Origin of the sequence: Turneriella parva DSM 21527 (assembly GCF_000266885.1) — a bacterium.
Lineage (GTDB): Bacteria > Spirochaetota > Leptospiria > Turneriellales > Turneriellaceae > Turneriella > Turneriella parva.
Window position 1 is genome coordinate 1564236 of sequence record NC_018020.1, and the last position, 26349, is coordinate 1590584.

General features: G+C 53.3%; 25 protein-coding genes. 12 read left to right on the forward strand and 13 right to left on the reverse strand.

Going from position 1 to position 26349, the window contains the following annotated elements:
* Window positions 1–48 precede the first annotated feature (48 nt).
* From TURPA_RS07645 to dnaE, 3 genes are all read left to right on the forward strand, one after another.
* Complete coding sequence (locus TURPA_RS07645; protein WP_014802722.1) at window positions 49–717, forward strand: sterol desaturase family protein; 669 nt, start codon at window positions 49–51, stop codon at window positions 715–717.
* A 55-nt stretch (window positions 718–772) separates the two neighbouring features.
* Window positions 773–1168 carry a cupin domain-containing protein gene (locus TURPA_RS07650; RefSeq protein WP_014802723.1) on the forward strand — a complete coding sequence of 132 codons (396 nt, stop codon included), beginning with the start codon at window positions 773–775 and terminating at the stop codon, window positions 1166–1168.
* A 119-nt stretch (window positions 1169–1287) separates the two neighbouring features.
* Window positions 1288–4791: a DNA polymerase III subunit alpha gene (gene dnaE, locus TURPA_RS07655; RefSeq protein WP_014802724.1), complete on the forward strand. Its 3504-nt coding sequence runs from the start codon at window positions 1288–1290 to the stop codon at window positions 4789–4791.
* On the opposite strand, the gene TURPA_RS07660 is transcribed toward dnaE, so the two are convergent.
* The 5 genes from TURPA_RS07660 to TURPA_RS07680 all read right to left on the reverse strand — a co-directional run bounded on the left by TURPA_RS07660 (window position 4788) and on the right by TURPA_RS07680 (window position 8791).
* Entirely contained in the window at window positions 4788–6635 is a 1848-nt protein-coding gene (locus TURPA_RS07660) for a 7TM diverse intracellular signaling domain-containing protein (RefSeq protein WP_157210437.1), read from the reverse strand. The two genes, dnaE and TURPA_RS07660, sit on opposite strands and share 4 nt — an antisense overlap.
* A gap of 68 nt (window positions 6636–6703) precedes the next feature.
* Window positions 6704–7321: a response regulator transcription factor gene (locus TURPA_RS07665; protein ID WP_014802726.1), complete on the reverse strand. Its 618-nt coding sequence runs from the start codon at window positions 7319–7321 to the stop codon at window positions 6704–6706.
* Between the two features lie 69 nt (window positions 7322–7390).
* Window positions 7391–7573 (reverse strand): hypothetical protein, encoded by a 183-nt coding sequence (locus tag TURPA_RS07670; protein WP_014802727.1) that lies wholly within the window; start codon window positions 7571–7573, stop codon window positions 7391–7393.
* A gap of 121 nt (window positions 7574–7694) precedes the next feature.
* Entirely contained in the window at window positions 7695–8084 is a 390-nt protein-coding gene (locus tag TURPA_RS07675) for a hypothetical protein (RefSeq protein ID WP_014802728.1), read from the reverse strand.
* A gap of 98 nt (window positions 8085–8182) precedes the next feature.
* Window positions 8183–8791, reverse strand: coding sequence for a TetR/AcrR family transcriptional regulator (locus TURPA_RS07680; RefSeq protein WP_014802729.1), 609 nt, complete (start codon window positions 8789–8791; stop codon window positions 8183–8185).
* A gap of 207 nt (window positions 8792–8998) precedes the next feature.
* On the opposite strand from TURPA_RS07680, the gene TURPA_RS07685 reads away from it, so the two are divergent.
* A complete protein-coding gene (locus TURPA_RS07685; protein WP_014802730.1) occupies window positions 8999–9658 on the forward strand; it encodes a DUF2306 domain-containing protein in 660 nt (219 codons plus the stop codon).
* Between the two features lie 200 nt (window positions 9659–9858).
* On the opposite strand, the gene TURPA_RS07690 is transcribed toward TURPA_RS07685, so the two are convergent.
* Window positions 9859–10608, reverse strand: a complete 750-nt coding sequence (locus TURPA_RS07690; protein WP_014802731.1) for a phosphatase PAP2 family protein — start codon at window positions 10606–10608, stop codon at window positions 9859–9861.
* Between the two features lie 84 nt (window positions 10609–10692).
* Window positions 10693–11292: a hypothetical protein gene (locus TURPA_RS07695; RefSeq protein ID WP_041948388.1), complete on the reverse strand. Its 600-nt coding sequence runs from the start codon at window positions 11290–11292 to the stop codon at window positions 10693–10695.
* Between the two features lie 169 nt (window positions 11293–11461).
* Here TURPA_RS07695 and TURPA_RS07700 point away from each other — a divergent pair, with 169 nt between their 5' ends.
* Window positions 11462–12754, forward strand: coding sequence for a citrate synthase (locus TURPA_RS07700; protein ID WP_014802733.1), 1293 nt, complete (start codon window positions 11462–11464; stop codon window positions 12752–12754).
* A gap of 41 nt (window positions 12755–12795) precedes the next feature.
* On the opposite strand, the gene TURPA_RS07705 is transcribed toward TURPA_RS07700, so the two are convergent.
* Window positions 12796–13089, reverse strand: coding sequence for a phasin-related domain-containing protein (locus TURPA_RS07705; RefSeq protein WP_041948389.1), 294 nt, complete (start codon window positions 13087–13089; stop codon window positions 12796–12798).
* A 149-nt stretch (window positions 13090–13238) separates the two neighbouring features.
* On the opposite strand from TURPA_RS07705, the gene TURPA_RS07710 reads away from it, so the two are divergent.
* Window positions 13239–14405 (forward strand): PQQ-dependent sugar dehydrogenase, encoded by a 1167-nt coding sequence (locus TURPA_RS07710; protein WP_014802735.1) that lies wholly within the window; start codon window positions 13239–13241, stop codon window positions 14403–14405.
* Window positions 14402–15193: a bifunctional hydroxymethylpyrimidine kinase/phosphomethylpyrimidine kinase gene (gene thiD, locus TURPA_RS07715; RefSeq protein WP_014802736.1), complete on the forward strand. Its 792-nt coding sequence runs from the start codon at window positions 14402–14404 to the stop codon at window positions 15191–15193. The genes TURPA_RS07710 and thiD overlap by 4 nt, the downstream gene beginning before the upstream one ends.
* A gap of 21 nt (window positions 15194–15214) precedes the next feature.
* Here the strand turns inward: thiD and TURPA_RS21600 are convergent, their stop codons facing one another.
* The 5 genes from TURPA_RS21600 to TURPA_RS07740 all read right to left on the reverse strand — a co-directional run bounded on the left by TURPA_RS21600 (window position 15215) and on the right by TURPA_RS07740 (window position 20406).
* Window positions 15215–16195 (reverse strand): PDZ domain-containing protein, encoded by a 981-nt coding sequence (locus TURPA_RS21600; protein ID WP_014802737.1) that lies wholly within the window; start codon window positions 16193–16195, stop codon window positions 15215–15217.
* A 46-nt stretch (window positions 16196–16241) separates the two neighbouring features.
* On the reverse strand, window positions 16242–17150 hold the full coding sequence (locus TURPA_RS07725; protein WP_014802738.1) for a flagellar filament outer layer protein FlaA: 909 nt from the start codon (window positions 17148–17150) through the stop codon (window positions 16242–16244).
* Between the two features lie 17 nt (window positions 17151–17167).
* On the reverse strand, window positions 17168–17899 hold the full coding sequence (locus TURPA_RS07730) for a flagellar filament outer layer protein FlaA (protein ID WP_014802739.1): 732 nt from the start codon (window positions 17897–17899) through the stop codon (window positions 17168–17170).
* Between the two features lie 119 nt (window positions 17900–18018).
* On the reverse strand, window positions 18019–19215 hold the full coding sequence (locus TURPA_RS07735) for a hypothetical protein (RefSeq protein ID WP_014802740.1): 1197 nt from the start codon (window positions 19213–19215) through the stop codon (window positions 18019–18021).
* A gap of 30 nt (window positions 19216–19245) precedes the next feature.
* Window positions 19246–20406 (reverse strand): zinc-ribbon domain-containing protein, encoded by a 1161-nt coding sequence (locus tag TURPA_RS07740; protein WP_014802741.1) that lies wholly within the window; start codon window positions 20404–20406, stop codon window positions 19246–19248.
* 88 nt (window positions 20407–20494) lie between these two features.
* Here TURPA_RS07740 and TURPA_RS07745 point away from each other — a divergent pair, with 88 nt between their 5' ends.
* The 5 genes from TURPA_RS07745 (at window position 20495) to TURPA_RS23990 (ending at window position 26300) form a co-directional block, all read left to right on the forward strand.
* Window positions 20495–21433: a S1/P1 nuclease gene (locus tag TURPA_RS07745; protein WP_157210438.1), complete on the forward strand. Its 939-nt coding sequence runs from the start codon at window positions 20495–20497 to the stop codon at window positions 21431–21433.
* Between the two features lie 6 nt (window positions 21434–21439).
* Entirely contained in the window at window positions 21440–22456 is a 1017-nt protein-coding gene (gene mnmH, locus TURPA_RS07750; RefSeq protein WP_014802743.1) for a tRNA 2-selenouridine(34) synthase MnmH, read from the forward strand.
* On the forward strand, window positions 22453–23484 hold the full coding sequence (gene selD / locus TURPA_RS07755) for a selenide, water dikinase SelD (RefSeq protein WP_014802744.1): 1032 nt from the start codon (window positions 22453–22455) through the stop codon (window positions 23482–23484). Before mnmH ends, selD begins: the two co-directional genes overlap by 4 nt.
* A 17-nt stretch (window positions 23485–23501) precedes the next feature.
* On the forward strand, window positions 23502–23957 hold the full coding sequence (locus TURPA_RS21605; RefSeq protein ID WP_086014107.1) for a nucleoside deaminase: 456 nt from the start codon (window positions 23502–23504) through the stop codon (window positions 23955–23957).
* 417 nt (window positions 23958–24374) lie between these two features.
* Window positions 24375–26300, forward strand: a complete 1926-nt coding sequence (locus TURPA_RS23990; RefSeq protein ID WP_014802746.1) for an adenylate/guanylate cyclase domain-containing protein — start codon at window positions 24375–24377, stop codon at window positions 26298–26300.
* Window positions 26301–26349: the final 49 nt, after the last annotated feature.

Sequence of the window (26349 nt, forward strand, 5' to 3'; positions counted from 1 at the left end):
AGTCAGTTTTCTGCCGTTGATCCGCCTTAAAGAAGGCGAAGAGGCAGAATGCAGACAACCGCGAAAAAATCGATTAAAGAAGCCATGGCAACCAGCGAAACGATTCGCATGTTCAAATGGGACTGGATGGAGCGCCTCTCGCATGTGCACCCTGCGACCCCGTTCGTCGTCTACATACCCGTTGTTGTCGTTGCCATGTACTACGCCTTCATGCAAGGTAATCTCGAACCCCTGATGATTCTGGCCTATTTCGGCCTCGGCATCTTCATCTGGACTCTCACCGAATATCTTTTACACCGCTTTTTCTTTCACATTCCACAGACGAACCGCGTCTTCAAGGCAATCTACTTCTATTCTCATGGTATTCACCATGACGCTCCCAACGATGCCACCCGCCTCGTGATGCCGCCGAGCGCGAGTATTCCGCTGGCGATCTTATTCTACTTTCTTTTCGAAGCCGTTGGGGGCACCTATTATCTGCCCATCTTTGCGGGTTTTATCACCGCGTATATGGCGTACGATTTCATTCACTTCGCCACCCACTTTTTCAACTTTAAATCCGCATGGTTTCGCAAAATCAAAGAAAACCACATGCGCCACCACTTTCTGACGAACAAGTACAACTTTGGCCTCAGCTCACCGCTGTGGGATTACGTGTTCTTCACCATCTTTCGCGGCAAGGCAAGCCTCGATACCGACGGCAAAAAGCCGGTTTAAGGCTCTACAGGCGCGTCGTCACTTGACGCGCCGATTCGCACCAGTATAATCGGCCATGCGCAAATTCATGGCATTTGCATTCGCTGTGTTTTTCCATAGCTATTGTGAAAAACCCTCGCCCGAGCGCTTTTTCTCTGAAGAAGAGAAAAAGGCTGAACTGGTCATCAAAGAAGTCTACCGCGACAACGAAAAGAGCTCGCATATCATTCTCATGAACGGCGCCGAGAAGCCGCATTTTCACGATCGCCATAGTTTTGAGGTAACTCTGGTGAAGGGTGAAAATCGGCTGAACGTATCTGGCCAGACCGTAAATCTTGTACCCGATCACAGGGTGCGCGTAGAAAAGGGCACGCTGCACTGGGCCCAAAATACCGGCCGGGGCTATTCGATCTTGAGTGTCAATTTTTATCCCCCGTTTGACGGCAAAGACCGCCGTTTTCAACTGAACTGAACCCAAAAAAGAGCGGGGCAACCGTTCGCTCAGCTCGAATTCCATTTTTTAACTGACGTTATGTCCCATCGCTGAACGGTGTATCGCGGTGCCCGCTGCACCGCGCTTTCCAAATTGTTATGGCTGAAAACGACTTCGCGCATTTGCATTTGCATTCAACGTATTCGTTGCTCGATGGCGCGATTCGCCCAACCGATTTAGTCAAAAAGGTCAAAGAGCTCGGTATGAAGTCGGTTGCCGTTACTGACCACGGCAATATGTTTGGTGCGATCGAATTTTACGAAGCCGCCAAAAAAGAGGGTGTGAAACCGATTATCGGCTACGAGGCATACGTTGCACCGGGTAGCCGCTTTGAAAAGCGCAACCAAGAAGACCTCGTCGACGGCCGCGCATACCACTTGATTCTGCTCGCGAAAAACAAAGCAGGATATAAAAACCTCACGAAGCTTGCATCGAAAGCGTACACCGAAGGCCTCTATTACAAACCCCGCATCGACTATGAATTGCTCGCGCAGCATTCAGAAGGTCTGGTCGGGTTAACTGCCTGCCTTGCCGGCGAAGTCAATCGCCTCATCTACCGCCAGCAGATGGATAAGGCGAAAGAGCTTTCGGGCCGCCTCAATGAAATCTTTGGGCAGGGTAACTTCTTTCTCGAGATTCAGAACCACGGTATACCCGAGCAGATCGAGGTTGCCAGGGGTGCAGCAGATATATCGCGGGCATTGAACATACCGCTCGTGCTCACGAATGACTCGCACTTTCTCACGCGCAATGACCAGAAGGCGCAAGAGGTAATGCTGCGCATTCAGATGAACAAGAAGATTACCGACCCACTCGAATTTGGTTTCAACGACGAGTTTTATGTCAAATCTCCGGCTGAAATGGCGCTGCTTTACCCCGAGCTGCCGCAGGCGTTCACCAACACGCTCGAAATCGCCGAGATGTGCAATTTTGATTTCGAGTTCGGGGCACCGCTTCTGCCAGATTTTAAGATTCCCCCCGGTATGTCGCTCGGCGATTTTCTTGTGGCTGAAACGATTGCAGGGCTTTCGCGCCGCTTCGACGGCAACGTCTCGGCGAAACACCGCGAACGACTGCAGTACGAGCTCGATGTCATCAAGAACATGGGCTTTGAGGGTTATTTTCTGATCGTCGCGGATTTCATAAACTACGCAAAGCGTAACGGTATTCCGGTTGGCCCGGGCCGTGGTTCTGCCGTCGGCTCGCTGGTGGCCTACTCGCTCGGCATCACCGATCTCGACCCCCTAAAGTACGACCTGCTGTTCGAGCGCTTTCTGAATCCGTCGCGCAAAGAGATGCCCGATATCGATGTCGACTTCTGCCGTGACCGCCGCGAAGAGGTGATACGCTACGTGGTCGATAAATATGGCGAAGACCATGTTTCGCAGATTATTACCTTCGGTACCCTCTCGGCCAAGGCCGTGATCAAAGACGTCGCGCGGGTGCTCGGCATCGACTACCAGATTATCAATGCGCTCTCAAAAAACCTGCCCGATACACCGGGCATTTCGCTCAAAGACGCAGTTGCAGCCACGCCCGAGATCAAGAAATACTTCGACCAAGGCGACAAAGAACGGCAGCTCTATGCCATCGCGCAAACGCTCGAGGGCATGCCACGCAACTCGGGTAAGCACGCAGCCGGCGTCGTGATCGCGCCGCAACCGCTCGATGAGATCGTGCCGCTCGCAAAAGATTCGAAGACCGATTCAATCGTTACCCAGTACGACATGACGCTCTTGCCGAAAGTCGGCCTTGTCAAGATGGACTTTCTCGGTTTGAAAAACCTCACAGTAATTCAAACTTGCGTCAAAGAGATTGAGCGCCGGCACGGCGTCGTTCTCGACATGTCGCGGCTACCGCTCGACGACACCAAAACCTACCAGCTGCTGACGCAGGGCAAAACCCGGGGCATCTTTCAGGTTGAAAGCACGGGTATCACGAAGCTCTTGATGCAGGCAAAGCCCAAGGCATTCGAAGATATCGTGGCGATTATCGCGCTCTACCGCCCAGGCCCGCTTGAGTCGGGCATGACCGAAAGTTACGTTAAGCGCAAGAACGGCGAGATGAAACTCGAGTATCCGCATATTTCGCTTGAACCGATTCTGCGCGACACGTATGGCACGTTTGTCTATCAAGAGCAGATTATGCTTGCGTCGCAGATTATCGGCGGCTTCACTCTCGCCGAAGCCGATACGCTCAGAAAAGCGATGGGCAAGAAGAACGCCGAAGAAATGGCGAAGATGAAGGCAAAGTTTGTTACCGGTGCGAAAGAGAAATCTTTTCAAGAGAAGTGGTCGACAGAACTTTTCGACAACATGGCCGAATTTGCGAAATACGGCTTTAACAAGTCTCACTCGGCCGCCTACGGATTAATCACCTACCAGACTGCATACCTCAAGACGAACTACACAATTGAATTCTTAAAGGCTTCGATGGATGCCGACATCGGCGACACCGACAAGATTATCGGCTACATCAACCACGCAAAAGAACTCGGCATCGAGGTTCTGCCCCCCGATGTCAATGAGTCAGACGTGTATTTCACGATTCTCGACGATAAGCGACTTCGTTTTGGTCTCTTGGGAATCAAGGGTCTCGGCGAAGCTCCGGCGAAGGCGATCGTCGAAGCGCGCGCAGCCCTGGGCGGCAGGTTCAAGACCCTCGCCGACTTTGCCGAATCGCTCGACACCAAAACGCTCAATCGCCGCCTGCTCGACGCGCTGGCCTTCTCGGGTGCAACCGATTCGCTGGGCTATAACCGCGCTGCGATCGTGCTTTCGGCCGATGAAATTCTGAAGTTCGCGTCATCGGCGCAGCTCGATAAATCATCAGGGCAGGTATCGCTTTTTGGCGGCACAGAAGAAGAGGCCGCGCGGCTGCAGATACAAAATACCGCCGAGTTCTCTGATGAAGAAAAGCTGCTTAAAGAAAAGCAAACTCTGGGCCTCTACCTTACCTCGCATCCGCTCGACCGGTTTGATGAGATGGCATCGCATATGCGCCTCACCAAAATCGCCGACCTCGACGACGGCTCGTCTAAAGATCGCCGGGTTTCGGTTTTGGGTGTGGTCGATTCGCTGCGAACTGTCACCTCTAAACGCGGTGCATTTTATCTGCTGAAAATTACCGACAAGACGGGCCAGATTGAAGTGCGTATTTTTCAGAATATGTTTGAGCAGGTCAAACCGTTCATCAATGAAAACAGTTGTGCCATCTTCGACATTCGCGTGCAGGCTTTTCGTGAAGAAGAAGTGACGACCATGAATTATTCGCTCGCGGGCGTGGTGCCCGAGACGAAGTTCAGCGAGCGGGTCGATAAGTCATTGCATCTCTACCTAAATGTCAAAACCGCCGCCGATCTCGAAGCCATGATTGGCAAGGTGAAAACAACACTGCGCAAATATTCCGGCAATAATCCGGTTTATCTATACTGGCGCGAGGTCGAGGGAGGCCCGTTGCAATCGATCAAGGCGCACTCGAGTTTTTGCGTGAAGTATGATAAGGCACTGTTAAAAGACGTCAGCCAGCTTCTGGGCGAAGAAAAGTATGCCCTCTTCAAAGTTGGCGGCGTCATGGAAGCTGCGAAAGCCGGCGTTTCTTAAAATTTTACCCGTATCGCCGCTTTGTAGCTATTCGAGACCGAAGTCTCTTCGAATGTGGCGCCGGTTTTTTCAGCACGTCTGCGAAGTGTTTCAGCGCCTTTGCCGCTGTGGTTCTTGCGGGCTTTTGATTTTCCGGTGAGCGAGATTTCGAGACCGGCGGCATTCATCTCAATTTGCCAGACAGCGCTGCCGGCGCCATATTTAAGGTTATTGTTGCAGAGCTCTTGCAGCATCATACAAAGTTCGAGCTTCACTTCATTAGTGAGTAGTGCCCTGCGCTCTATATTCGCCCCTTCTTCGCGGGTCTTGTTCGAGATACGAATATCGACCGGTCGTTTCGCCATCTGGTAACGGCGCAGCAATATCAGGTTGATGCCTGAAATAAAGTCGTCCATAGCCAGCTGAAGGTCTTCGAGAAACAAGAGTTCGGTGCGCAGCGAAGCAATGGTACCCGCCACGCGGTGGTCGAGCCGCTGAATGTCTTTTTTAATCCCCCGCGCGCGCATATCTTTCACCAGCGCCTCAAGCCCCAGCTTGATGTCCGTCAGGTTGCCGCCGAGGCTGTCGTGAAGATTGGCCTCAATTTGTTTTCGTTGGCTCTCGAGTGCTTTGCGGCTGCTCTCGAGCCGTTCGTGCATGTCGCTGTTGTGGCTTTCGAGAGCGGCGTGCGCGTGAGCCAGCGAGCCCGACTGAAAGAGCGCAAAGAGCGCGAATCCCATAGAGAGAAAACTGCCGGCTACCGTATGCGTCGCAAAGAGATAAACCGCATAGATAGTGAGCGCAAAGAGAAAGAGCAACCCCGTGCCGAGTAATCTCGAACCGGGTCGACGCGCGCGTATGGCGATGATCGCGCTGCGCATACAGATGATCGCGGTCAGACCGCCGACGCCGCCGTAATAAAATACGTTATAGCGCATAAAATATACCGGGGATAAAAATACTGCAAGCACCACGAATATCGCCGCGTTCGCCCAGAAAATCAGTCGCAGACGCGCGCCGATAGTGCCCGCATAAAGCCGCCCGGTAAATTCCATGACGAGCGGTGGCAAGAGGTATGCAATGATCGAGGCTATGCGTGAATGCAGCGAGAGTTCAACTTCGGGCAAAAACAGACTAATCGACTGCTCACCGAACAAGAAGGCAAGCAAGAAATAGTTGAGAGCCAGCAGCGCAAATACAAATATCGCCCAATCTTTTCGCGTCAGCACAAAAAGAAGCAAGTGGTAGAGCATAATCGCAAAGATGAGCCCGATGCAGAAGAGATCGATCGCGAGGTAGCGCATACCATATGCCTGCATCGCTGATGCGTAGCCGATCTCGATACCCGCCCGTAACCCGCCCTTGTAGACGAGAAAGTTTGCGACTTGAATGACAAGATCGAGCCTGTCGTCTGCCGCGCGAAAAAATATCAACGCCGAACGCCGCATTGGCTTGTAATCTTCGGCGCTTTCACCGACCTTGCCCGCTTCTGCCAGGAGTTCGCCGTTTACATATACCCGGTAGCTCGTGAGCGGTGCGGGAATTCTGAGCGCCACCCGTTTGCCGTGTGCATTGAGTCTGCACCGCAGGCGGTAGGTGGCGTAACCATAAGAGCCCAACTCTTCGGCGGCGATAATCTGGTGGTTCCAGATGGTGACGGGCTGCATGATGAGGTCGGGTTTTGCCGCGCCGCTTTCGAAATCTTTGGGCGACAGCAATTTTTTCCAGTAAAACTGCCACGGATAGTCATGCAGCCTGATTGCATCACCCGCATTCAGGTCAATCGTCGGCAGTTCTGTTGCCGAAGCCGCGATTGCCGATGCAGAAAACAACAGGCCGAACAGAAGAAAAATCAGCTTTCTCAAAAATAAACGTGAGAAAAGATGCCTGGCAGAAAACGACACATGTCGAATCTGCACAGGCAGCGAATCGATCAACCCCTATTGTGAACGCGGCCGACCAGCTCGGCGCGGTTATGCACATTGAGCTTTTTGTAAATGTCTTTCACGTAACCGTGCACCGTCGTGGCGCTGAGCCGCAGTGCCTTCGCGACCTGCGGTATAGTTTTGCCGGCGACCATCAGGTCGAGCACCTGTTGCAATCTTTCAGAAAGCCCGAAATCGGGCGATTCATGCCGTTGCGATTTGAGCGCCGTCATGACCCTCAGCGCAATCGTTGGGGTGAGTATAGCTCCCCCTGCTAAAACGGTTTCGATGATCGACTTGAGCTCGCGCCTGTCTGATTTGAGCACATAGCCCACTGCGCCGTTTTCAATCGCTTCGAGAATGAGGCTGTCAGAATTCATGTTGGTCAGAATCACAATCTTGCCGGCATAGCCGCCGCGCGTGAGCTCGCGTGTGAGGTCGATGCCGGTCATGCCCGGCAGCATCACGTCGAGCAGCAGAATCTCGGGCAGTTTATCGCTGTCTTCTTTAAGCAGCCCCTCGGCGCTTTGCCACCAGTCGATCTTTGCCGCTGGCAGAAGTTTTTTCAGGGTAAAGAGCAGGTTGTCTCTGAATTCAGAGTCGTTTTCGACGATGCCAATATGCATAAGGTTTGGTGCCGGGTTTCTCTCAGCGGTCAATAGTTATTGAATTTGTATATCCCCCTGTTTGGGGGGTTAGAAGTCATACCCCGCGCCGAGCAAAAAGTAGGTGCTAAATCCCTGGCTGTTCTGGAAAAATCTTCCTTTGGCAATGGCGCCCGCGACCACCGAAACATCGGGTGTAAGGCGATAACTGAAGGTTGCGCCGAGCGGGGCGGGGGTGAGGTCACTCACAAACCAACCAGGTCGCAATTGCATACTTTCTGCTGTAATAGCATGTCATCTTGCTCTTCTAAAATACCGGGCGCGACGGTGATTGCAAAGTGTAACCTGCACGGCATGTGGAAAAAATCTGTGGCGGAGACGCAGTAACACCCGGTTAAGTGTTCAGGCGAACGCGTTTGCTGCATTCGGTTTCGGCCTCAGCATCGCCCGAAAAGCGGCAGATCAGCTGCCCGTTCTTGTATTGCACGACGAGATCAACCGCATCGCAGGCTTTCACGGTGTAGGCGCTCGCGATGAGTCTGTCGTCTGCGTGCGTTTCGGCCCAGTTTTCCGTCACGATGATCGCGATGCCCTGGCCGTTCTCGGCGATATGGTAGCCATGGGTGATCTGGTAGACGGCCGAAGCGCCGGCATTCTCGTCGCGACGCCAGGTTTCACTGCGCGCGGTATGTTCGAGCTTTACGCCCCCCAACAATTCGTAGAGTTCACGCGCCAGAGCGACCAGGTCGTCTTCACTGAGTTTGCGAAAAACGGAAATTTCCACACGACAGATTCTCTTGATGCGCCTCGTGGGCTACCCACAATTTGAGGCCAGACACCCCCTGAACAGGGGGGCAGAAATCAGAATATCACCCGCGCCGTTTATTTTGCCGAGGCAGTACCGTATCGGGCCAGAAATGTGCGCACGATTTCTTTTCTGAACGCAGCTTCGGGGGCAAAGCTCGGCGCGCCAAAGAATACCTGTGGCCACCAAACGCCGCCACCGATTAGAGAGCCGAAGACTGCCGAGGCGAGCTCGAAGTTGTCGATCTTGAGCCGCTTGTCTTTGCATGCGGCCTTTAAGAAAGGTATCACGCTGCCGTCAGGGTCATGCACGCTGCCAATTACCTGTTGCGTCAGCTTGTCATTGCGGCCGAGAATTCCGAACAGCACGCGCATCATGCCAACCCATTGCGGGTTTGCCAGGTTCATGAGTTTTTGTTCAACGAAAGCCGCAAGCTGTGACTCAAGGCTCGCCTTCGGGTTGTAGGTGATGCGCGGCGTTGCCTTGCAGTCGGCGTTTACCTTTTGCAGCACTGCCTGTAGCAGCAGCTCTTTACTGGCAAAGTAGTTATATACCGTGCGCTTCGAAGCATCGGCGCGTTCGGCGATGCGGTCCATGCTGGCGAGGTCATAACCCTCTTCGATGAAAACTTCGATAGCAGCAATGAGGATAGAGTCGCGCTTCAGGTCACGGGCCGCTGCCTGCATGCTTTCCCTTTGTGAGCAACAGAATGCGCCGTACAGCCGATTGCACACTGCACAGGGCAGTACAAATGCTGTCGCCGGCTTCTTTCGCCCTGCGATGGGCCCACGTGACTTCGGCAGTTTTTTCGGAGTCTGCGAATAATTGTTGACAATGTAAACTACACGGTGTAGTATATAAACAAGGGTTCATGAAACAACCCGGGAGATGCAATGTATTCAGCGACGAAACAACCAGGCCTGCGCGACAGGTATATAATTGTGGGGCTTATCATCTTGAGCCTTGTGCCGTCTCTGGCTGGTATTGTTCGTGTGGTGTCGCTTGCCGGTGGCGAAACAATCAATGCCGACAATGAGCGGTTTCACGCAGCGCCGCTGCCGGTTATTTTGCATATCGCGGCCTCGCTGTTCTATTGTCTGGCGGGGGCTTTTCAGTTTGCGCCGGGCTTTCGCGCGAAACACGGCAACTGGCATAGGCAGAGCGGCAGATTCATCGCCGCAGCGGGCCTTGTTTCGGCAATCACGGGGCTCGTCATGACGCTCACATATTCCGCGGCGGCGAACGACGGCCCCGCGCTGTTCTATAACCGCTTGATCATAGCGCCCGCAATGGTGGTGTGCCTGCTTGCGGGTGTTTATGCGGTCATGAAGAAAAATCTGCAGAGCCATGGCGCATTTATGCTGCGCGCCTATGCATTGGGGCAGGGGGCGGGCACGCAGGTTTTTACTCACATTGGCTACATGCTGCTTGTTGCAACACCCACAGGCCACAGCCGCGACGCGATGATGGCGCTGGGGTGGCTTATCAATATCGTAATTGCAGAGTGGATAATCTGGCGCCGCAGACGGCGCGGCCTGGGCAGCATCGGTTGACATGAGCACAGCGTCGAGTTTGCTGTCGAACCCCTTGCTCTCAAGATGCCCGATGATGCGCCTGTATTTCAGCTGCTGAGGCCAGATGTAGCGATTGTGGTGATGAAGACGATTGCGACACCGAAAAGGCAGCGTATTGTTACGTGCAATGAGCTCTCACAATTTTCTGAAAAAGAGCCCGTTTCATTAATTCGGTAATTTTACAGTACTATCTTATCTAGCGGCAATTGCACGCCTGCCTTAAACAGCACATACATCGATACGACAAAGCCGAGATAGATCACCAAGACGCCGAGACTCAGATATTCGGGTAACGGCTTCTGGTTGCCGTGCAGGTATGCCCGTCGCTTGAAGTAGAGGCGGTAGATCGCAAACGAGAGCCCGAAGCCCATGACGATATCGGCAATAAAATGTTGCTTCATGTAAAGCGTTGAAATAGAAACGAGCGCCGCCATGAACCATGCGATGATGCCGACCCGCGGCCGGTAATGGTATGCGATCATCGAGGCAAAGAAGGCGTTCGCCACGTGCAGGCTCGGAAAACAATTCACGGGTTTGTCGAGCAGGTAGTTGAGCGCCGTGCCCCACCACAAGAATTCAGATTGTGTGAGAATTTCAGGTCTTGGGTAGCGCGCCGGCATCACAATAAAGATGGCGACCGAAATGAAATTCACCATGAGGTAACCCTTCGCGACGTAATAAAAGCTAAACTTGTCGCGCACGATGAATACGGGTAGAAATAAAAAGACATAGACCATCGCGTAGACGAGAATCCAGGTGTGGTTGAAGGGCAGCCAGTAGTCGGCGGCGATTGCCAGGTTAACAGCGGGCCGGTCGTAGAACAGGTGGTTGACGATCACATAAGGGGGAAAAGCTACCAGTAAAACGATAAATCCTATTTTGGTATTTTGCCACAGCGCGGCGAGGTCATCTGTATCTGGAAATTTCATAGAGTGTGGGGATGTCTAAAAAGTCGCCGCTCAGGCGTAAACTCGCCCTTTTAGACATTACCCCGTGTGCAGAAAATTAAAGGGTCAGAAGAACGTGCGCACGCCGACGCCGACGACACCGCCCACATTGTATGGGGCAAGCGCTTCGCGCATCATCGCGAGGTTCACGCCGGCCTCAATATACACGGCCCAGTCTTGTGTCATGTAGAGGTCGACACCAAAGCGAATGCCGCCGTTGAGGCCGCTGGCTTTCAGGCGCGCGTCGTATTGGTAAGTCAGATCGAGCATCGTGTACGGGCGGGCGATGTTCTTGTAATAGCTGCCGGTGAACATGAGGCCGCCGGTGAACATCCAGAAAAATGCATAGTTCGATGTCGCAAAGCTGCCGCTCGGCTGGTCGCCGGGAAGAGAGCCCGTGATGCCGCCGTGCAGGCGCAACCAATCGGCAACACCGATCTGCAGGTGGCCGCCGAGAAAGCCATATTGCCCATACGTGCCGGCGCCGAAGCCAAACGCAGTTGCATCGAGTTGAGGATTTTCACCGCGAGGCGGCAGGCTCGCTGGCGCCGAAGACGCCGCAATAGTGCCCGCATCTTTCGCGGCATTCTTTTGTGCGAAGACCATATTTTGCGCCGCCAGCAGCAGGCATGCAAAAAGAGTCAGGGTTGTTTTGAGTTTTCTCATGTTGAACACTTGTTCAACTTCAAGAAATGGCGTAAACCCCAAAATCACGCGTTTCGACATTTTCGTTGGGGTAGGGAGTCCATGATGTTTGCGCAGCATACGGTCGTACCTGTTCATGCAAAGTATAACATTTCCTTGAAAACCTCGGCTTGCTTTGCGTAGTGACTGCATGGGACAGACTGCTAAACTGATCTTCGAAGGCAAAGAGTACGAACTGCCCGTCGTTAAGGGTACCGAAAACGAACTCGCGATCGACATTTCAAAATTGCGCGCGCTATCGGGGTTAGTGACCCTCGACGACGGCTTTGTCAACACCGGCTCAACTCTGAGCGGTATCACATTTCTAGACGGCGAAGAAGGTATTCTGCGCTACCGTGGTTATGACATCGCCGAGCTCGCAGAAAAGTCAACGTTTCTCGAAGTTGCATATCTTCTCATCTATGGCGATCTGCCGCGTAAACCCGAGTTCGACGCATTTCGCGAGTCGATTACGCGCCACACGATGATCCATGAAGACCTCAAGCGTCTTTACGATGGTTTCCCCAAAGATTCGCATCCGATGGCGACACTCGGCTCGATGATCAACACACTCTCAGGGTTTTATACTAAAGAAGCGAGTGACCCGCTCGACCCGGTCGGTCGCGAGCTTTCGATTCACCGCCTGCTCGCAAAGTCGCCGACGATTGCGGCATTCTCGCACAAGAAGTCGATCGGGCATCCGTTTATGTACCCGAATAACTCGCTCAGCTATGTGGCTAACTTCATACAGATGATGTTTTCGGTGCCTGCAGAACGTTACGAAGTTGACCCCGTCGTCGAGCGTGCCCTCGATCTGTTGCTGATTCTGCATGCCGACCATGAGCAGAACTGCTCTACATCCACCGTGCGGCTTGTCGGCTCGTCGCGCGCGAATGTCTTCGCGGCAATTTCGAGCGGCGTCAATGCGCTCTGGGGGCCGCTGCATGGCGGCGCGAACCAGGCGGTTATCGAAATGCTGCAGCACATTCAGTCTGAAGGCGGCAACATCAAAAAATTCGTCGAGATGGCGAAAGACAAGAACTCGTCGTTTCGCCTCATGGGTTTTGGCCACCGCGTTTATAAGAACTTCGACCCGCGCGCGAAAATTATCAAGAAGACGTGCAACGAAGTTCTGCAAAAGCTGGGCGTTAAAGATTCGCTGCTCGAAATCGCGATGCAGCTTGAAGAGGCCGCGCTGAAAGACGAGTATTTCGTCGAGCGTAAGCTCTACCCAAATGTAGATTTCTACAGTGGAATAATCTATCGTGCCATCGGCATACCGACTGAGATGTTCACGGTCATGTTTGCCCTGGGTCGTATGCCCGGCTGGATAGCGCAGTGGAAAGAGATGATCGAAAATCCGTCGGCGAAAATTGGCCGACCGCGGCAAATCTACAACGGCAGTACGGTCAGACCGTTTGTGCCGGCAGAGAAAAGAGGCTAAATCAGATCAGAGACGCGCTGAACGCGCGTCTCTGATTCTTATTATTTATCAGCAGGTTTTACTTTGGCGATTGTGTCTTGAACGAGTTTCTGCGCCTGTGCAGTGACTTCATTCAGGTTGTTCACCGCGTCGTTGACGATAGTTGTCACGCGGCTCACGAGTTCGTTTGCGTTCGCGCGAATTTTCTGTGCGTTTTCGTCGCTTGCCGCTGCGCCTTTGTCGACCAGGGTTTTAACTTCTGCTTCGAGCGTTGTCAGCGTGCTCTTTGCCGCGTCACCGAGACCTTTTACAGTACCGATTGCGAAATTAACAATTTGTTGAATTTGTTGTTCCATGAGTTCCTCCAGAAAAAGTGTGAGGACATCTTTTGTGCGCCGCACAAAAGCGTCAAGCAGTATTGCGTTTGCAACGTAATGGCCGTTCAGAAGATTCCAACATCTCTCATGCGTTTGCCGCCGGCGTGCCTTTTGCATACATTGCTGCGATGGTGCGGTATCTCTTGCTCACAATTTTTCTGGCTGTTGGCGTACTCTCTGCCGCCGCGCCTTTCAGTAAGACTTCAAAGATAGAGCTGCGCCCGGTCTTTCACCGCAAATTCACGCAGCCTGTCTATGTCGGGGCGTACCCCGTCGCTGCGAGCGATTGCATCGAACCCTACGCGGTTGTCGAAAAACCCGGCATCATTCGCCTAGAGAGCCTCAAACGCGCCTGTGGTCAGGTGTTGCTCGATATTCGTGACAGGGTGCACGACGGTTCGCTCGAAGAGGGACTGCTCGGGCTGGCCTTCGCGCCCGATTTTAAAACATCACGCGCGTTCTACATCTATTATTCGGCCAGCAAACCCAGGCGCACGATACTTGCCCGCGTGCATGTCGCTGAGGGCTCAAGCAAAGCGAATACAGACATTGAAGAATTGCTCTCGGTACGCCAGCCTTATAGCAACCACAACGGGGGTATGCTCGAGTTCGGGCCCGATGGCTACCTTTACATCGGTGTCGGCGACGGTGGCTCAGGCGGTGACCCCCGTGGTTATGCGCAAAACCTCAGTTCGCACCTCGGCAAAATCCTGAGGATCGACCCCCGCACAAAAACCGGGTATAAGATTCCTGTCTCTAACCCGTTTTTCAAATCAAGCGGCGACGCCTACAGTGAGAAGCGCGAAATATTCGCATGGGGGCTCAGAAACCCGTGGCGGTTCAGCTTCACTCCCGATGCGCGCCTCATTGTCGCCGACGTTGGCCAGAACGAATATGAAGAATTAAGCTTTGTCGGGCGCGGCGAAAATATGGGTTGGAACCTTATGGAAGGTTTTCACTGCTTTAAGCCGGCAAAGAACTGCATGCAGAAGAATCTGAAGTTGCCGTTTTACGAATACGACCATGGGGTGGGGCAGTCAATTCTCGGTGGTTATGTCTATACGGGCAATGCGCTCGCCACATTAAAACAGAAATACATTTTTGCCGATTCGGTATCGGGCCGTATCTTCGCAATCGACTACCAGGTCACCGACCCACGTGCAGAAACGCTGATTCAAGCACCGGGGTTATTTTCGAGCTTCGGCCGCCTGAGAGACAATGAACTCGTCATCGCCGAGCTGCAAACAGGCAAGATCTACCAACTCGTGCCGACCGCACAGGTAGGCCAGAAATGATACCCGTTGCGTTGAGTATTGCCGGCAGCGACTCGAGCGCGGGCGCAGGTATACAGGCAGATCTCAAGGCCTTTGCCGCCTGCGGGGTTTATGGTACGACGGCGATCACGGCGATCACGGCGCAGAATACGCTCGGCGTCGATGCAGTCGAAATACTTTCTCCCGAAATTGTCTATGCGCAGATCAGGAGCGTCTCGGGCGATCTGCACGTCTCTGCCGTCAAAACCGGTATGCTGGCGAATTCAGAAATAATTCAGACTGTCGCACGGGCCACCAAAGATTTTCAGCTGCCGAATCTGGTGATCGACACCGTTATGGTTTCAAAAAGCGGGCATCGATTGCTTGCCCCAGAAGCAGAAGCCGCGATGCGCGAAGTGCTGTTGCCGTTTGCCACGCTGATCACTCCCAACCTGCCCGAAGCAGAGGTGCTGACCGGAATCAAGATCACGAACACAATTGAAATGCGCGCAGCCGCGCAGAAACTTTTCGCACTTGGGGCCCGTAACATCTTAATGAAGGGTGGCCACCTCGACACGCCCGACGCAATCGACATACTTTACGACGGCAAAACCTTCATGGAAATCTCAGCCCCGCGGGTCGAGACGAATTCAACGCATGGCACCGGCTGCACGCTCTCAGCTTCGATCGCTGCCTATCTCGCGCAGGGCGAGAAAATTTCCGAAGCGTGCAGAAAAGCCAAGGCATACTTAACCCAAGCGCTGCAAAACGCTCAGCCTTTGGGCCATGGTCACGGCCCGGTGAATCATTTCTGGTACTTACGCAACTAATCTGCGCGCTACGCGCGCCGATTAGTTGCGTATCTGAAAGTCGTAGGTAATCTGCTTACCGTCGCGTTCGAGTTCGATCTTTACAGCAGGCGCAGTTTTGATCGCCTTCCACAGGTCGAGCATGCGCTCGGTGTCGTTGAGACCGTAGCCGTTGACCTTCTTGATAATGTCACCGCTTTTTGCGCCGAGCTTGGCAAAGACGTGGTCGTCATTTACCCGAGCAATCTTGTAACCTTCAATCTTGCCATTCACGAGATGTGGGCCAAACTGTGCACCTTCGTAGATTTTCGCTGGGTTACCCAAAATATTCTTGTTCACTTCTTCGCGCGAGATGACTTTCGAGATAACCTGCCCGCCACCTGCCACCGCGGCCGGCGCGGCGGCATTCGGGTCTGCTGCTGCCGGTTGCTGTGCCAAATCGGTTGTCGACTGGCCGATCTTTAGTTTGTACCGACCCTGGCCCATGCGAATCCAGATATATTCCTGGGCGATCGAGACCACAGAAGCAGATTGCACATTGCACTCACATTCTTTACGCTTACAGAATGACGAGGCCATGCAATATTCACGAATACCTTCACCCTGCACTTCGATCAGTGCCCGGGCAAATTCGGCGTTGCCTTCGAGCGTGGCCGTCAGTTTAAAGGGTTTTGCAGGTTGGTCTACAACGGCTGCAGCCGCAGCTGTACCGGCCTCACCGGCGCGTTGAAACAGTGCCCCGCCGACTGTGATCGTTGGGTCTGAAAACATCTGCTCTGACTGCGTATTCTCTGCAGTCGCCTGTCTCGCCGGCGGCAATGGCGTCGCCTTGCTGACTGCATAGAGAGCTACCGAGTGGCCGATGCGGGCGAGAGAAAGACCAAGAATGACGGCTGCCCCGGCGTACCACCACGTGCGGCTATAGCGAACGCGCGACGCCAGGCCAAGAGCCAGTTCACGAAAATGCTGCGCGCGGCGTTTGAGATCTTCGGTGTCGAGATTGCGAAGGTCGGCGATTGCCATGGAGTTCAAAATCCGTAGCCGCGCACAGCGCGGCTACGAAATTATGCTATTTTCCGCCTTCGGAGTATTTCTTCAGGCTTTTCGCGTATTCACGCGCTTCGTGTTTTTCTTTCTTGTCCATTTCGTCGAAGTCAACGTCAGCTCCGTCGAAGTGTACGTCGTACATGTCGGTCAAAACTTTCACTGCATCAAAGAAAATGACAACTTTCTCTGTGTTCGCTGTGGGCTTTGAGCGCAGAACCAGTTTCGTCAGCACCAGATTTTTGGTTTGTGGGTAGGTGTCGATGTCTTGTGGCACGTTCGCGGGCACCTTTGCTGACAATGGCCTCCAGCCAACGAAGTTGACCGAACCCATTTTCAACACATGCGTTGAACCTTTCCAGTCCTGTACCCACGCTTCGAGGGTGTAGTCACTGCCGCGACCGAGCACCCAGACCGAGAGCGCTTTAACTTTGCCGGGTAGCTTCAGACCAGGAATCTCCTGAACTTTTGGCTTGTTGTTGTCGTCGAGCTCGTCGATGACACGGTAAATTTTCTTCGAAGCCGGTGGAGTCAGTGCCACCACGTTATTGCCGGGGTAGATAAACTTAAAGCGCACACCGAGGCATTTTTTGTTGGTCTCGTCGTGCGCGAGGTTTTGTGGTCGGCAAGGGTTATTACCTTCGCCTTTAATGGCCACTTCAGGTGAGTTCCATTTTTCACCCTTTGGTGGCTGGCCATCGGCCTCGACCACCGCGGGAATCGCCTCAGGGTCACCAGGGCTCACCGTAGCAGTCCATTGTTCAGCTTCGAAACCCTCGACCTGAACCGAGCGCAGTTCCATGCCGTCGGTGTCATCACCGTTGAGTGTTTTAAGAGCGCTGCTGCTCTTGATAGCCGCGCCGCCGTTGATGGCGACAAACGAGTACAAGAGCGGCAATGCCGCGAGTACAGAGTATTTGATTACAGTACGCATTTTGATCCTCCCTGATCTTACCAGTTGTCTTTAATCTTGCTGCCGGGATATTCGCTATCGCTCATATCGGTTTTCACGCGCAGATCATCGACGTAGAAATAGAAGTCGCCCCATGATTCGTGTGGGTCGCATTCCACATAAAGTGAAACAAAGTGCAGGTTCTTGTCGAGCAGCGCGTGGCGTGTGCTCTGCGGCAGCCAGCCTGGCACTGTGACAGTATGCTTGCGCCAGCCGAAGTAGTCGAGCTTACCGAGTTTCAGTTTGTGCAGGTTGCCGCGGTAGTCGCGCAGCTTCACGAACAGGGTGTGGCGAAAGTTGCGGCCAAGAACCCAAACAGAGAACTGGCGGCCGAGACCCTTGATCAGATATTCGTGAGGGGGTTTGATCTCGACGCGGTCGAAGCCACGCTCTTTAAAGAAGGTCTTCACGCCCAGAACGTTGTTCGCCGTCTTGGGGTCTTTGAGGCCGTCTTTGAAGCGTGTCTTTTCTTCTTCAGACAACTCTTTCGGGTTGAAGACATCTTCAATGGGCCCGAGCTGAATCGTCTTTCTCACCTTAGTAATACCCAGGGGAGTCGTCGAAAATGCGCGCCAATCTTCTGCCGATTCGAAATCGTTCAGCAATACGTCTTGCACGTCTGCCTTTTTGCTCGCTTTTGTGTTCGACGCGTCTTGCGCGATCAGCGTTGCTCCGATAAATGTTACGGCCACCGCCGTAACGAGCAGTACTTTCTTACCACTGCCTGTCATAAGTTCCCCCATATATCTCTGTTGCTCTCAGCCTTGCCGAAGGTTATTTGTATTTCCCGCCGGCGCATTTGGCCTGAAAAGCCTAATTTACTGTTTGTAATATCGGTAAGTAGGATGTACTACTTAAACGCTTTCGTTTGCCCGACGACAGCCTGTTGCCCTGAGCCCAGAGTTATGTCTCTCCACGCGAAGTTGTCTTTGCGCATTTTCCAGATAAAGCCGTCGATAACGTAGTGCGTAATCTGCGGCACTGAGAGCAGCGGAACGATGAGTGTCAGCCAGGGCGACGCAACTGCCAATTCGGGCAGGCTTCTGTGAAACAAAGCAAATAATGCGGAGTGATCCCTTTCATGCCAGACCCAAACATTCCAGAAACCTTCTTCTATGTAAGCGAGAAACAAGAGAAAGGTAACGAATAATGTGACATAACGAACCTGAAAGATCTGCCTGCGGGCCGTTGGCGCAGAAGCAGATTTTTTGTTACCCCAAAACCAGACGAGCGCCATATACGGTATGCCATGTGAGACTGCGTTAATCGCCGTAAACGCAATATCTGAATTGAAGTGCACGATGCCGACGTACCATGAAAGAAACGTGCCCAGAATCAGCAGGTTGCGCGGCAGGTTGAGCAGCCGCGTTGGCATGCGGGTTGTTGCTATGGAATTCCCGAGCTGTCCGTTGCCCGGTCGTCGCCGCATAGCTATGGATTTCCATAGCAGGGAAGTCTCTTTTGCAAGGTAGGCGCCAATGATCAATACATAGATAATAAACAGCACACCCCGAAATCCAGCATCTGCTAGATAATAAAAATCACCTTTCATGAACCAGTTGAAATTCTTCTCACCGGCAAGGTGCCAGTCAGCCACCGGATAAAACGTCGCGGTATAGATCGCCAGCGCGTCGATGCGGCGTTGCCATGCGGGTGGATTTTCGTCACGCGAGTAGACACGCATGAAGCCATATTGCTGTCTCGCGAAATGAAAGACCGCCAAATATGCCATGACGCGCCAGAAGACCATGGCGCCTGCCGAATAGAGCAGAATGCAACCGACGAGTACGGCGAAAGGCAGCAAGAACAAGAACGTGCCGTGCCGCTCGCGTGTTTCGGCGTCGAGGTACGTGCGGTAGAGACTGCTGTAGACATGCGAGACGTCGACCCCCATGACGAGCAACGCCCAGCTTACGACCGTCATGGAGTCTGGCTCAGAGAAGAAATCTTGAAAGACCAGCGTGATCGCGACGACGATAAAGGGCACTGCGAGAATAAACACGCCGTCGGCAAACGGCGAGTATATCCACGGTTGTGATTTTTTCATTTCACTTTGGCGTAAAGCGCCAAAGTGAAATCAGTTCAGCGTATCGCATTTCGCCCCGCCGACGAGCCGCACCTTGATTTTTTTCACGGCCCCGTCGGGTATTGCGCGCCACTGTGCTTCGGGAAAAGCACACGTGTATTTCTTATCGGGCTTTTTGATTTCACTGAGAAAAAGATTATACGCTTCGCTGCGACCACCCTCGCGCTCGCAGCCGACGCAGCTGCCCGAGCGAATGTTGACCGCAGGCCATGCGACCTGGTCGTTGAGGCCGCCTTTCGCTGTGATGTCGCGCTCATGGCCCCAGCGGTTCACGCGGTAGTAGCACTTGTCGCTGTAGACCGGTACGCTCTTATACTTGGTTTTGCATCGGCGTTCTTTCTTGAATGTGCCGTTGCCCTTGTCGACGCGCACCATGTCGCAGGTCTCGCCATCGGCAACCTGGTTGGTTGAGCTGACTTCGCGCTTGCGAATTACCATGTAGGCATCGAAAGGCATTGAACTGCACCAGGCCGACTCAGACCGGCCTTTGTACGACTCAACTTTGACCACACGCTCCCAGTTGTGGCTGTCAACTTTCACCTCGACTGAACGCGAGATAAAAAAGCTCGAAATCAGCGCCACTAAGCCAACGCCCACGGCTCCGCCGATATAATACCATTTCTTCGATTTCGGTGCCTCAGGTTCGGGTGCTGCGCCGCTGAGGCCTGCCTTCTGGGCTTCGAAATCTTGTTTCGCGTTCGCCCGAGAATCTGTCGCGAAGGCCGAACCTTCAGCAGTCGCCTGTTCGCTACGGAGCGACACCGTCTTGGCATCTTTCATGGGCGAGCCGCACTGAGTACAGAACTCAGCTTTTGCGGCGTTTGCGGTACCGCAGTTACCGCACTTCTTGTCGGCGCCCGTGTATTCGTGGTCTTCGACGGCAATTGCCTCTTCGTCAGAGGGAAAATAACGCGCATTCGCGTCTTGCGCGGCGCCGCAGCTGGGGCAGAACTTGTGCGTAACCCCCAGCAGTTTTTTGGTGCTGCAGTACTTGCAGTCCCACAGCATTTGAAACGTACCGGCTTCTTCGACACGGTCGTATCCCGGTGGGGGGCTGCCCGCCGGTTGGCCTGGATTATCGGGTATATTGTCGAAAGCGGGTTTCCAGCTTTTGTCATTCGGGTCTTGTGGGTTCTGCGGTTCGTTCGCCATGGTATGATAATGATACGGTCTGTTGTGATGTCAATAATTTAGAATCGGATTTTTGGAGACGCCCAAGATGGGCGTCTCTACGTGGCGCATGCGGTTGATTCTCTTCATCGTATTTCTGACGGCCGGTGTTATTTATCCATGGGGTCTGCGCGGCCACCGGGTCACCGCGCACATTGCAGAGAAGCACCTGAACGACAAAGCGCGCGCGGCGGTTGCCTCGCTGCTCGGCGGTGAAAGCCTCGCGCGCGTGGCAAACGAGGCAGACCACCTGCGCTCAGATTCGCACTTTCAGTGTGCAGCTGCGTTTCACTATGCGAGCGTCGACGATGGTGAGACCTATAAGAGTTCGGTGAAAAGCCCCAAGGGCGACATTGTGCGCGCGCTGATCTATTTCGAAAAAATTCTGCGCAGCAAAGACAGTTCGCAGGCCAAAAAACAAATGGCCCTCAAGTGGCTCGTGCACCTCATTGGCGACCTTCACCAGCCCCTGCACGTGGGCCGTAGCGGTGATCGCGGTGGCAATTCAACCGAAGTTGTATGGTTCGGCAAAAAAACCAACCTGCATAAAGTGTGGGATTCAGAAATGATCAACGACCAAGAGCTGAGCTACACTGAATTTGCCGATTTTCTAGACAAAGGTACGGCTGAACATGTGACTTCGCTGCAGAACGGCAGTTATGCCGACTGGGCCGATGAAGCGCCTGTTGTCCGCGCCGATATATATACCTGCCACGGCAAAGATGGCTGCTGCAAAAACCAAAATCAAAAATGCCGCGATAACGCCACGGGCTTCAGCGGCGATTCTGATTTAGTCGCAAAACTCGAATATGCCTATGTCGAAAAGCAACGCCCACTTCTCGAACGCCAGCTCTACCGCGGCGGTATTCGTCTCGCGGGCGTTCTCAACGCCATATTCACCGGTGCTGCATCACCGTCAGAGAAACTCGCCGCAGATTTATTCAAAGACAAGAAGGCTCCCGATACTGCAGCATCCGATTGCTTCGACAAAGCCATGGAAAAGCGCTGAAAAAAAATGGCGCGGCAGATCAGCATTCGTGAGGCATTGCAAAACCAGCAGCACGCTCCGCTGATCGATGTCAGGTCTGAAGGTGAGTTTGCGCAGGGACATATTCCCGGTGCGATTTCGTTGCCGCTCTTCAACAACGCTGAACGCGCCGAGATCGGCACTCTCTATAAACAGCAGGGACAACAGCCGGCGATTCTACGCGGCCTCGGTATCGTCGGTCCCAAGATGCAGCAGCTCGCCGAATCAGGCCTTGCGCACGCGCGTGACGGCCGCATTGCAGTGCAGTGCTGGCGCGGCGGTATGCGCTCCGCCTCGGTCGCCTGGCTATTCGAGAAAGTGGGATTGCAGGTTGATACGGTAGTCGGCGGCTATAAAGCATTCCGCAGGCTCTGTCTTGAGCTCTTTAGCACTCCGCATGACATTCTCATTCTGGGTGGAAAAACAGGCACACGCAAGACACAGATTCTGCAAGAATTGATCGCCCAGGGCGCAAATGCGATCGACCTCGAAGGCATGGCGAACCACAGGGGGTCAGCTTTCGGCTCTTTTGAAACCGTCGAACAGCCGACGCAAGAGCATTTTGAGAATCAACTCGGTTATGCGATCTTGCGGTGCCATACCGGCCAGAAGATTATCGTCGAAGACGAAAGTATGCTGATCGGCAGGTTGCACATTCCCCAGCCGTTTTGGCTGCAGATGCGCGCCGCCCGAGTCATGGTGCTCGAGTGGCCTCTCGAAAAGCGGGTGCAGTACCTGTTGCAAACCTACCAGATTGATCCAGAGAGATTTCGCAAGGGCCTTACTTCTATACGAAAGCGGCTAGGTGACGATCGTTACCAGCGCGCCCTTACCGCGCTCGCCGAAGAGCGTTTTGATGATGTCTGTTTGCTCGTGCTCGATTATTATGACCGCGCTTATGGTTTTGGTCTGAGTAAGCGCGACCCTGCGACCGTTCAGTATGTTTCAGCTGATGATGTGAATAATCATTTGCGTGCGGTCATGGGTGAAGAAGTCAACCCATGAGCATACGCCTCACCCAGTACAGCCACGGCGCCGGTTGCGGCTGTAAAATTTCACCATCAGTACTGGGGGTTATCCTCAAAAACAACATGGCTGAGCCTTCGGCGAATCTGATCGTCGGCAATTCAGATCGGGATGACGCGGCGGCCTATTTGTTGGGCGAAGGGCAGGTGCTTCTGTCGACCACGGATTTTTTCATGCCGATTGTCGACGACGCGAAAGACTTTGGGCGCATCGCCGCCGCCAATGCTATTTCTGACATCTACGCCATGGGTGGCCGGCCAATTATGGCGCTGGCGATTCTGGGCTGGCCAATCGATAAACTTTCTGCAGAGGTGGCCAACCAGGTCATCGTGGGCGCGCGCGAGGTTGCTTCGCAATGCGGCATGACGATTGCCGGTGGTCACAGCATCGATGCACCCGAACCGATTTTCGGTCTTTCGGTCAATGGTCTCGTCGCGGCCAAGAATTTGAAACGTAACTCTACCGTCGAGCAAGGCGATCTCTTGGTGTTGACGAAACCGCTCGGCATAGGCATGCACACGACTGCGATGAAGCGCGGCGTCTTGAATGCTGAACACCAGGGTCTTGCGATCAAAGAGATGCTGACGCTGAATTCGATCGGTCGCCAACTTGCAGAATTACCCGCGGTGCACGCGCTGACAGATGTCACGGGGTTTGGCCTTGCCGGCCATCTGCTTGAAATGGTGGCGCCGCGAAATCTTGCTGCCGAGATCGAGTTCGCCGCGCTGCCGCAGCTGCCCGGACTCGAAGGTTATTTTAGTGCGGGCGTGATACCGGGTGGCACAACACGAAACTTCAACAGTTTTGGCGATCGACTCGCAGGCGTTGATGATGCTTTTCGCCGCGCGCTTGTCTGCGACCCGCAAACCTCTGGCGGATTGCTCATCGCTTTGGCGCCTGAGGCTTTGGGCGCCGTCAGAGCGCTGTTTCAAGAAGCCGGCATCGCCGGGCGCTGCCATGTGATCGGCAAAATTACCGCCAGTGGTGTGAATGTGCGCGTTCTTTAAAGTACAATCGGTGCCTCGTGACTGACGTTGAAATCATGACCATCGCATTTGCCGAAGCTCAAGAGGCTTTCAGTCGAGGCGAATATCCCGTTGGAGCAGTTTTGCTGCGCGATGGTGAGATCATTGCAAAAGCTGGTAATCGCTGTGTGGCTGATGTAGACCCGACGGCGCACGCAGAAGTGCTCGTGATTCGCGAGGGGTATAAAAAGCTCAGAAGTGTGAGTGATTGCACACTTTACACGACGCTTTTCCCGTGCCCCATGTGCGAGAAGACCATTGTCGAAGTGGGCATTCGTCGTGTCGTCTACGGCGCAACCTCGTTCAGGTGGATTCGCGAGCACAAGTATGTGCACTTGGTGCCTGAAGTCGAAGGACCCGTCATGCAAACCGAATGCCGCGATCTGTTTGAAAGACGCCTCAGAGAGAATGGGCGAAAGGATATTCTTGATTTTGAACGGCAAGCAAGACAGTGAATGCCTGAATATCAGCGTGGACAGCAAAGCATAGGCGTTGCGATTTACAGGTCCATTCGCGACACAGATCGATACGCGCCGTATGAGCTTTTGTTCAGCAGAGTTGCCGCCGGCTAACTCGACGCCTTGAGCGGGGCAACCCTGATTTCCGCAGCGAAGTTCTTTTGCGACGATGGTGCGACATAAAAGATGATCAGAGAAACAGTCACGATCGACGGTTTCTGGTGGATCGTGACGCAAGAATCTTGCTCGCGGAAGTTAAGCCAACTAGCAGTGATTAAGTGTTGCGGCCGCCATCATGGGCATATACGCTCTCGCCGTTGACCAAGAAGGCTCATACGAAATAGCCCCTGTTCAGGGGGGTGAATGTGATTTTTTTTGTTCGTCTCTGTAACAAGCAACACGCAGCCCGTCCGTATGCGGCAACATCTCTTCCATTTCTGGCAGGTACTTGTCAATGTCGGCGTGAACTATGCCGCATTGCAGAGCGAGCAAAAGTTTGTCCAGATAACCAACGGGATTTGCGCCTACTCCATTGTGGGGCTTTTGCTACAACTGCCACTCTTCATTCCCTTTCTGCCAGAGAGCGGGCCGCTACTCGTAATTTGTTTAATCTCTCTGGTTGGCATGAGCCTTACTTTTGTCTTCAATTTTTATGGCTTTCTGCGGGCTGCCACATTGAGTATGCATGCGATCGCCACAGTCACAATGGCCACAACTGCCGTTCTGCTCGGCCGCGAAGGTAATGTCCACTTCATACATCTTTCCGTATTGCTTGCGGCCGCGATAGCGTATCCGGCGCGCTGGATGAAGACGATAATCACAGTTTGTGTCGTATCGCTGTCTGCCTTTTTCTTCATAGAATTTTCAGCCCCATCCTGGGAGCCGATGCTTATTCTGCCCAAGGAATTTTATGAACTGTTTCGAATAACGGGCATATCCACTTTCGTTGCGGTTATCGTCAGCTTTTCGGCATTTTCGCAAATCGTCTTGCGTAGCACCGAGAAAAGTCTCCAGGCCGAAAAAGACAAGGCTCTCGCCTCGCAACGCGCAAGCGAACAACTAAAAGACGATACTGAAATACTTAATGGTCTTTTGCGCAGCCTGAACGAAGATATGAACCTCAATGTCGTCATGGCCAAAGTGCATCGGTACGTAGCCGAAGCATTTGGACTCGATTGGTATATACTATATGGAGTGTCACCAGATAAGCGCAGTCTACAGATGCTTTTGATGCACGCTGACGACTCGGTCTCAGAGGCCACGCGGCAAAAGACGGCAAGAGTTAAAATCCCCATAGACAGAGGAATTGGCGGTCACGCGCATGCGATTCGCACGAAAAAACCGCTATATGTGCCTAATCTAAAATCACCCCGTATCATCAAAGCCAGCGCACCTGAAGAAATTGCAAATGCCGAAACCTACGGCCTGCAATCGACGGTACTGCTGCCGTTAGTATTAAGAAATGAATCCGTCGGATTGCTGAATTTCTCCAGTCGGCGAAAAATCGTACTGTCCCGCAACGAAATCACGCGCCTCTCCATCATAACCGAGCAAATTGCCGGTGTGATTCACAGTTCGCGTCTATTTGAAGAAGTTCGGGCAGAACGCGAGAAATCCGAAAAATTGCTGCTCAATATTCTGCCTCAAGATGTCGCGGTCGAGCTCAAAGAAAAGGGTTACGCCGAACCGGTCCAGTTTGAGGCCGTGAGCGTCCTCTTCACAGATTTTGAGGGTTTTACGAGAATCGCTGAACATATGTCACCCAATGAACTTGTCAAAGAACTCGACGCCTGTTTCGGGCAGTTTGACAAAGTTATCGAGCGCCACAGGCTTGAAAAGTTGAAGACCATAGGCGACAGTTACATGTGCGCGGGAGGCGTTCCGAGACCTGGCCCAACGCATGCAATCGATTGTGTGCTTGCGGCTATGGAAATTCGCAGTTTCATGATGCAGATGCAGGAGATCAAAAAGTCACTTGGCGAACCATATTGGCAGTTGCGTATCGGCATCCATTCGGGGCCACTCGTCGCAGGCGTCATTGGAGAAAAAAAATTCGCTTACGATGTTTGGGGTGATACGGTCAACACCGCGAGCCGAATGGAATCCAGCGGCAATCCGGACAAAATTAACATCAGCGGTGCGACCTATGATCTTATTAAGGAATATTTTGACTGCGAGTATCGCGGCAGAGTCAGCGCCAAGAACAAAGGTGAAATCGATATGTATTTCGTCATAGGTCTAAAGTCCGAATACTCGCGCGACCCCGACTGCCGCGTACCGAACGGAAAGTTTTGGGCCAGCGTCTCTGATATCGGTATCCCGGCTACAGTGACTGCCTAGCAGGCTCGGGAAAAACTCTCGAAAAAGTAAAAAGCCCTCACGCAGTTAA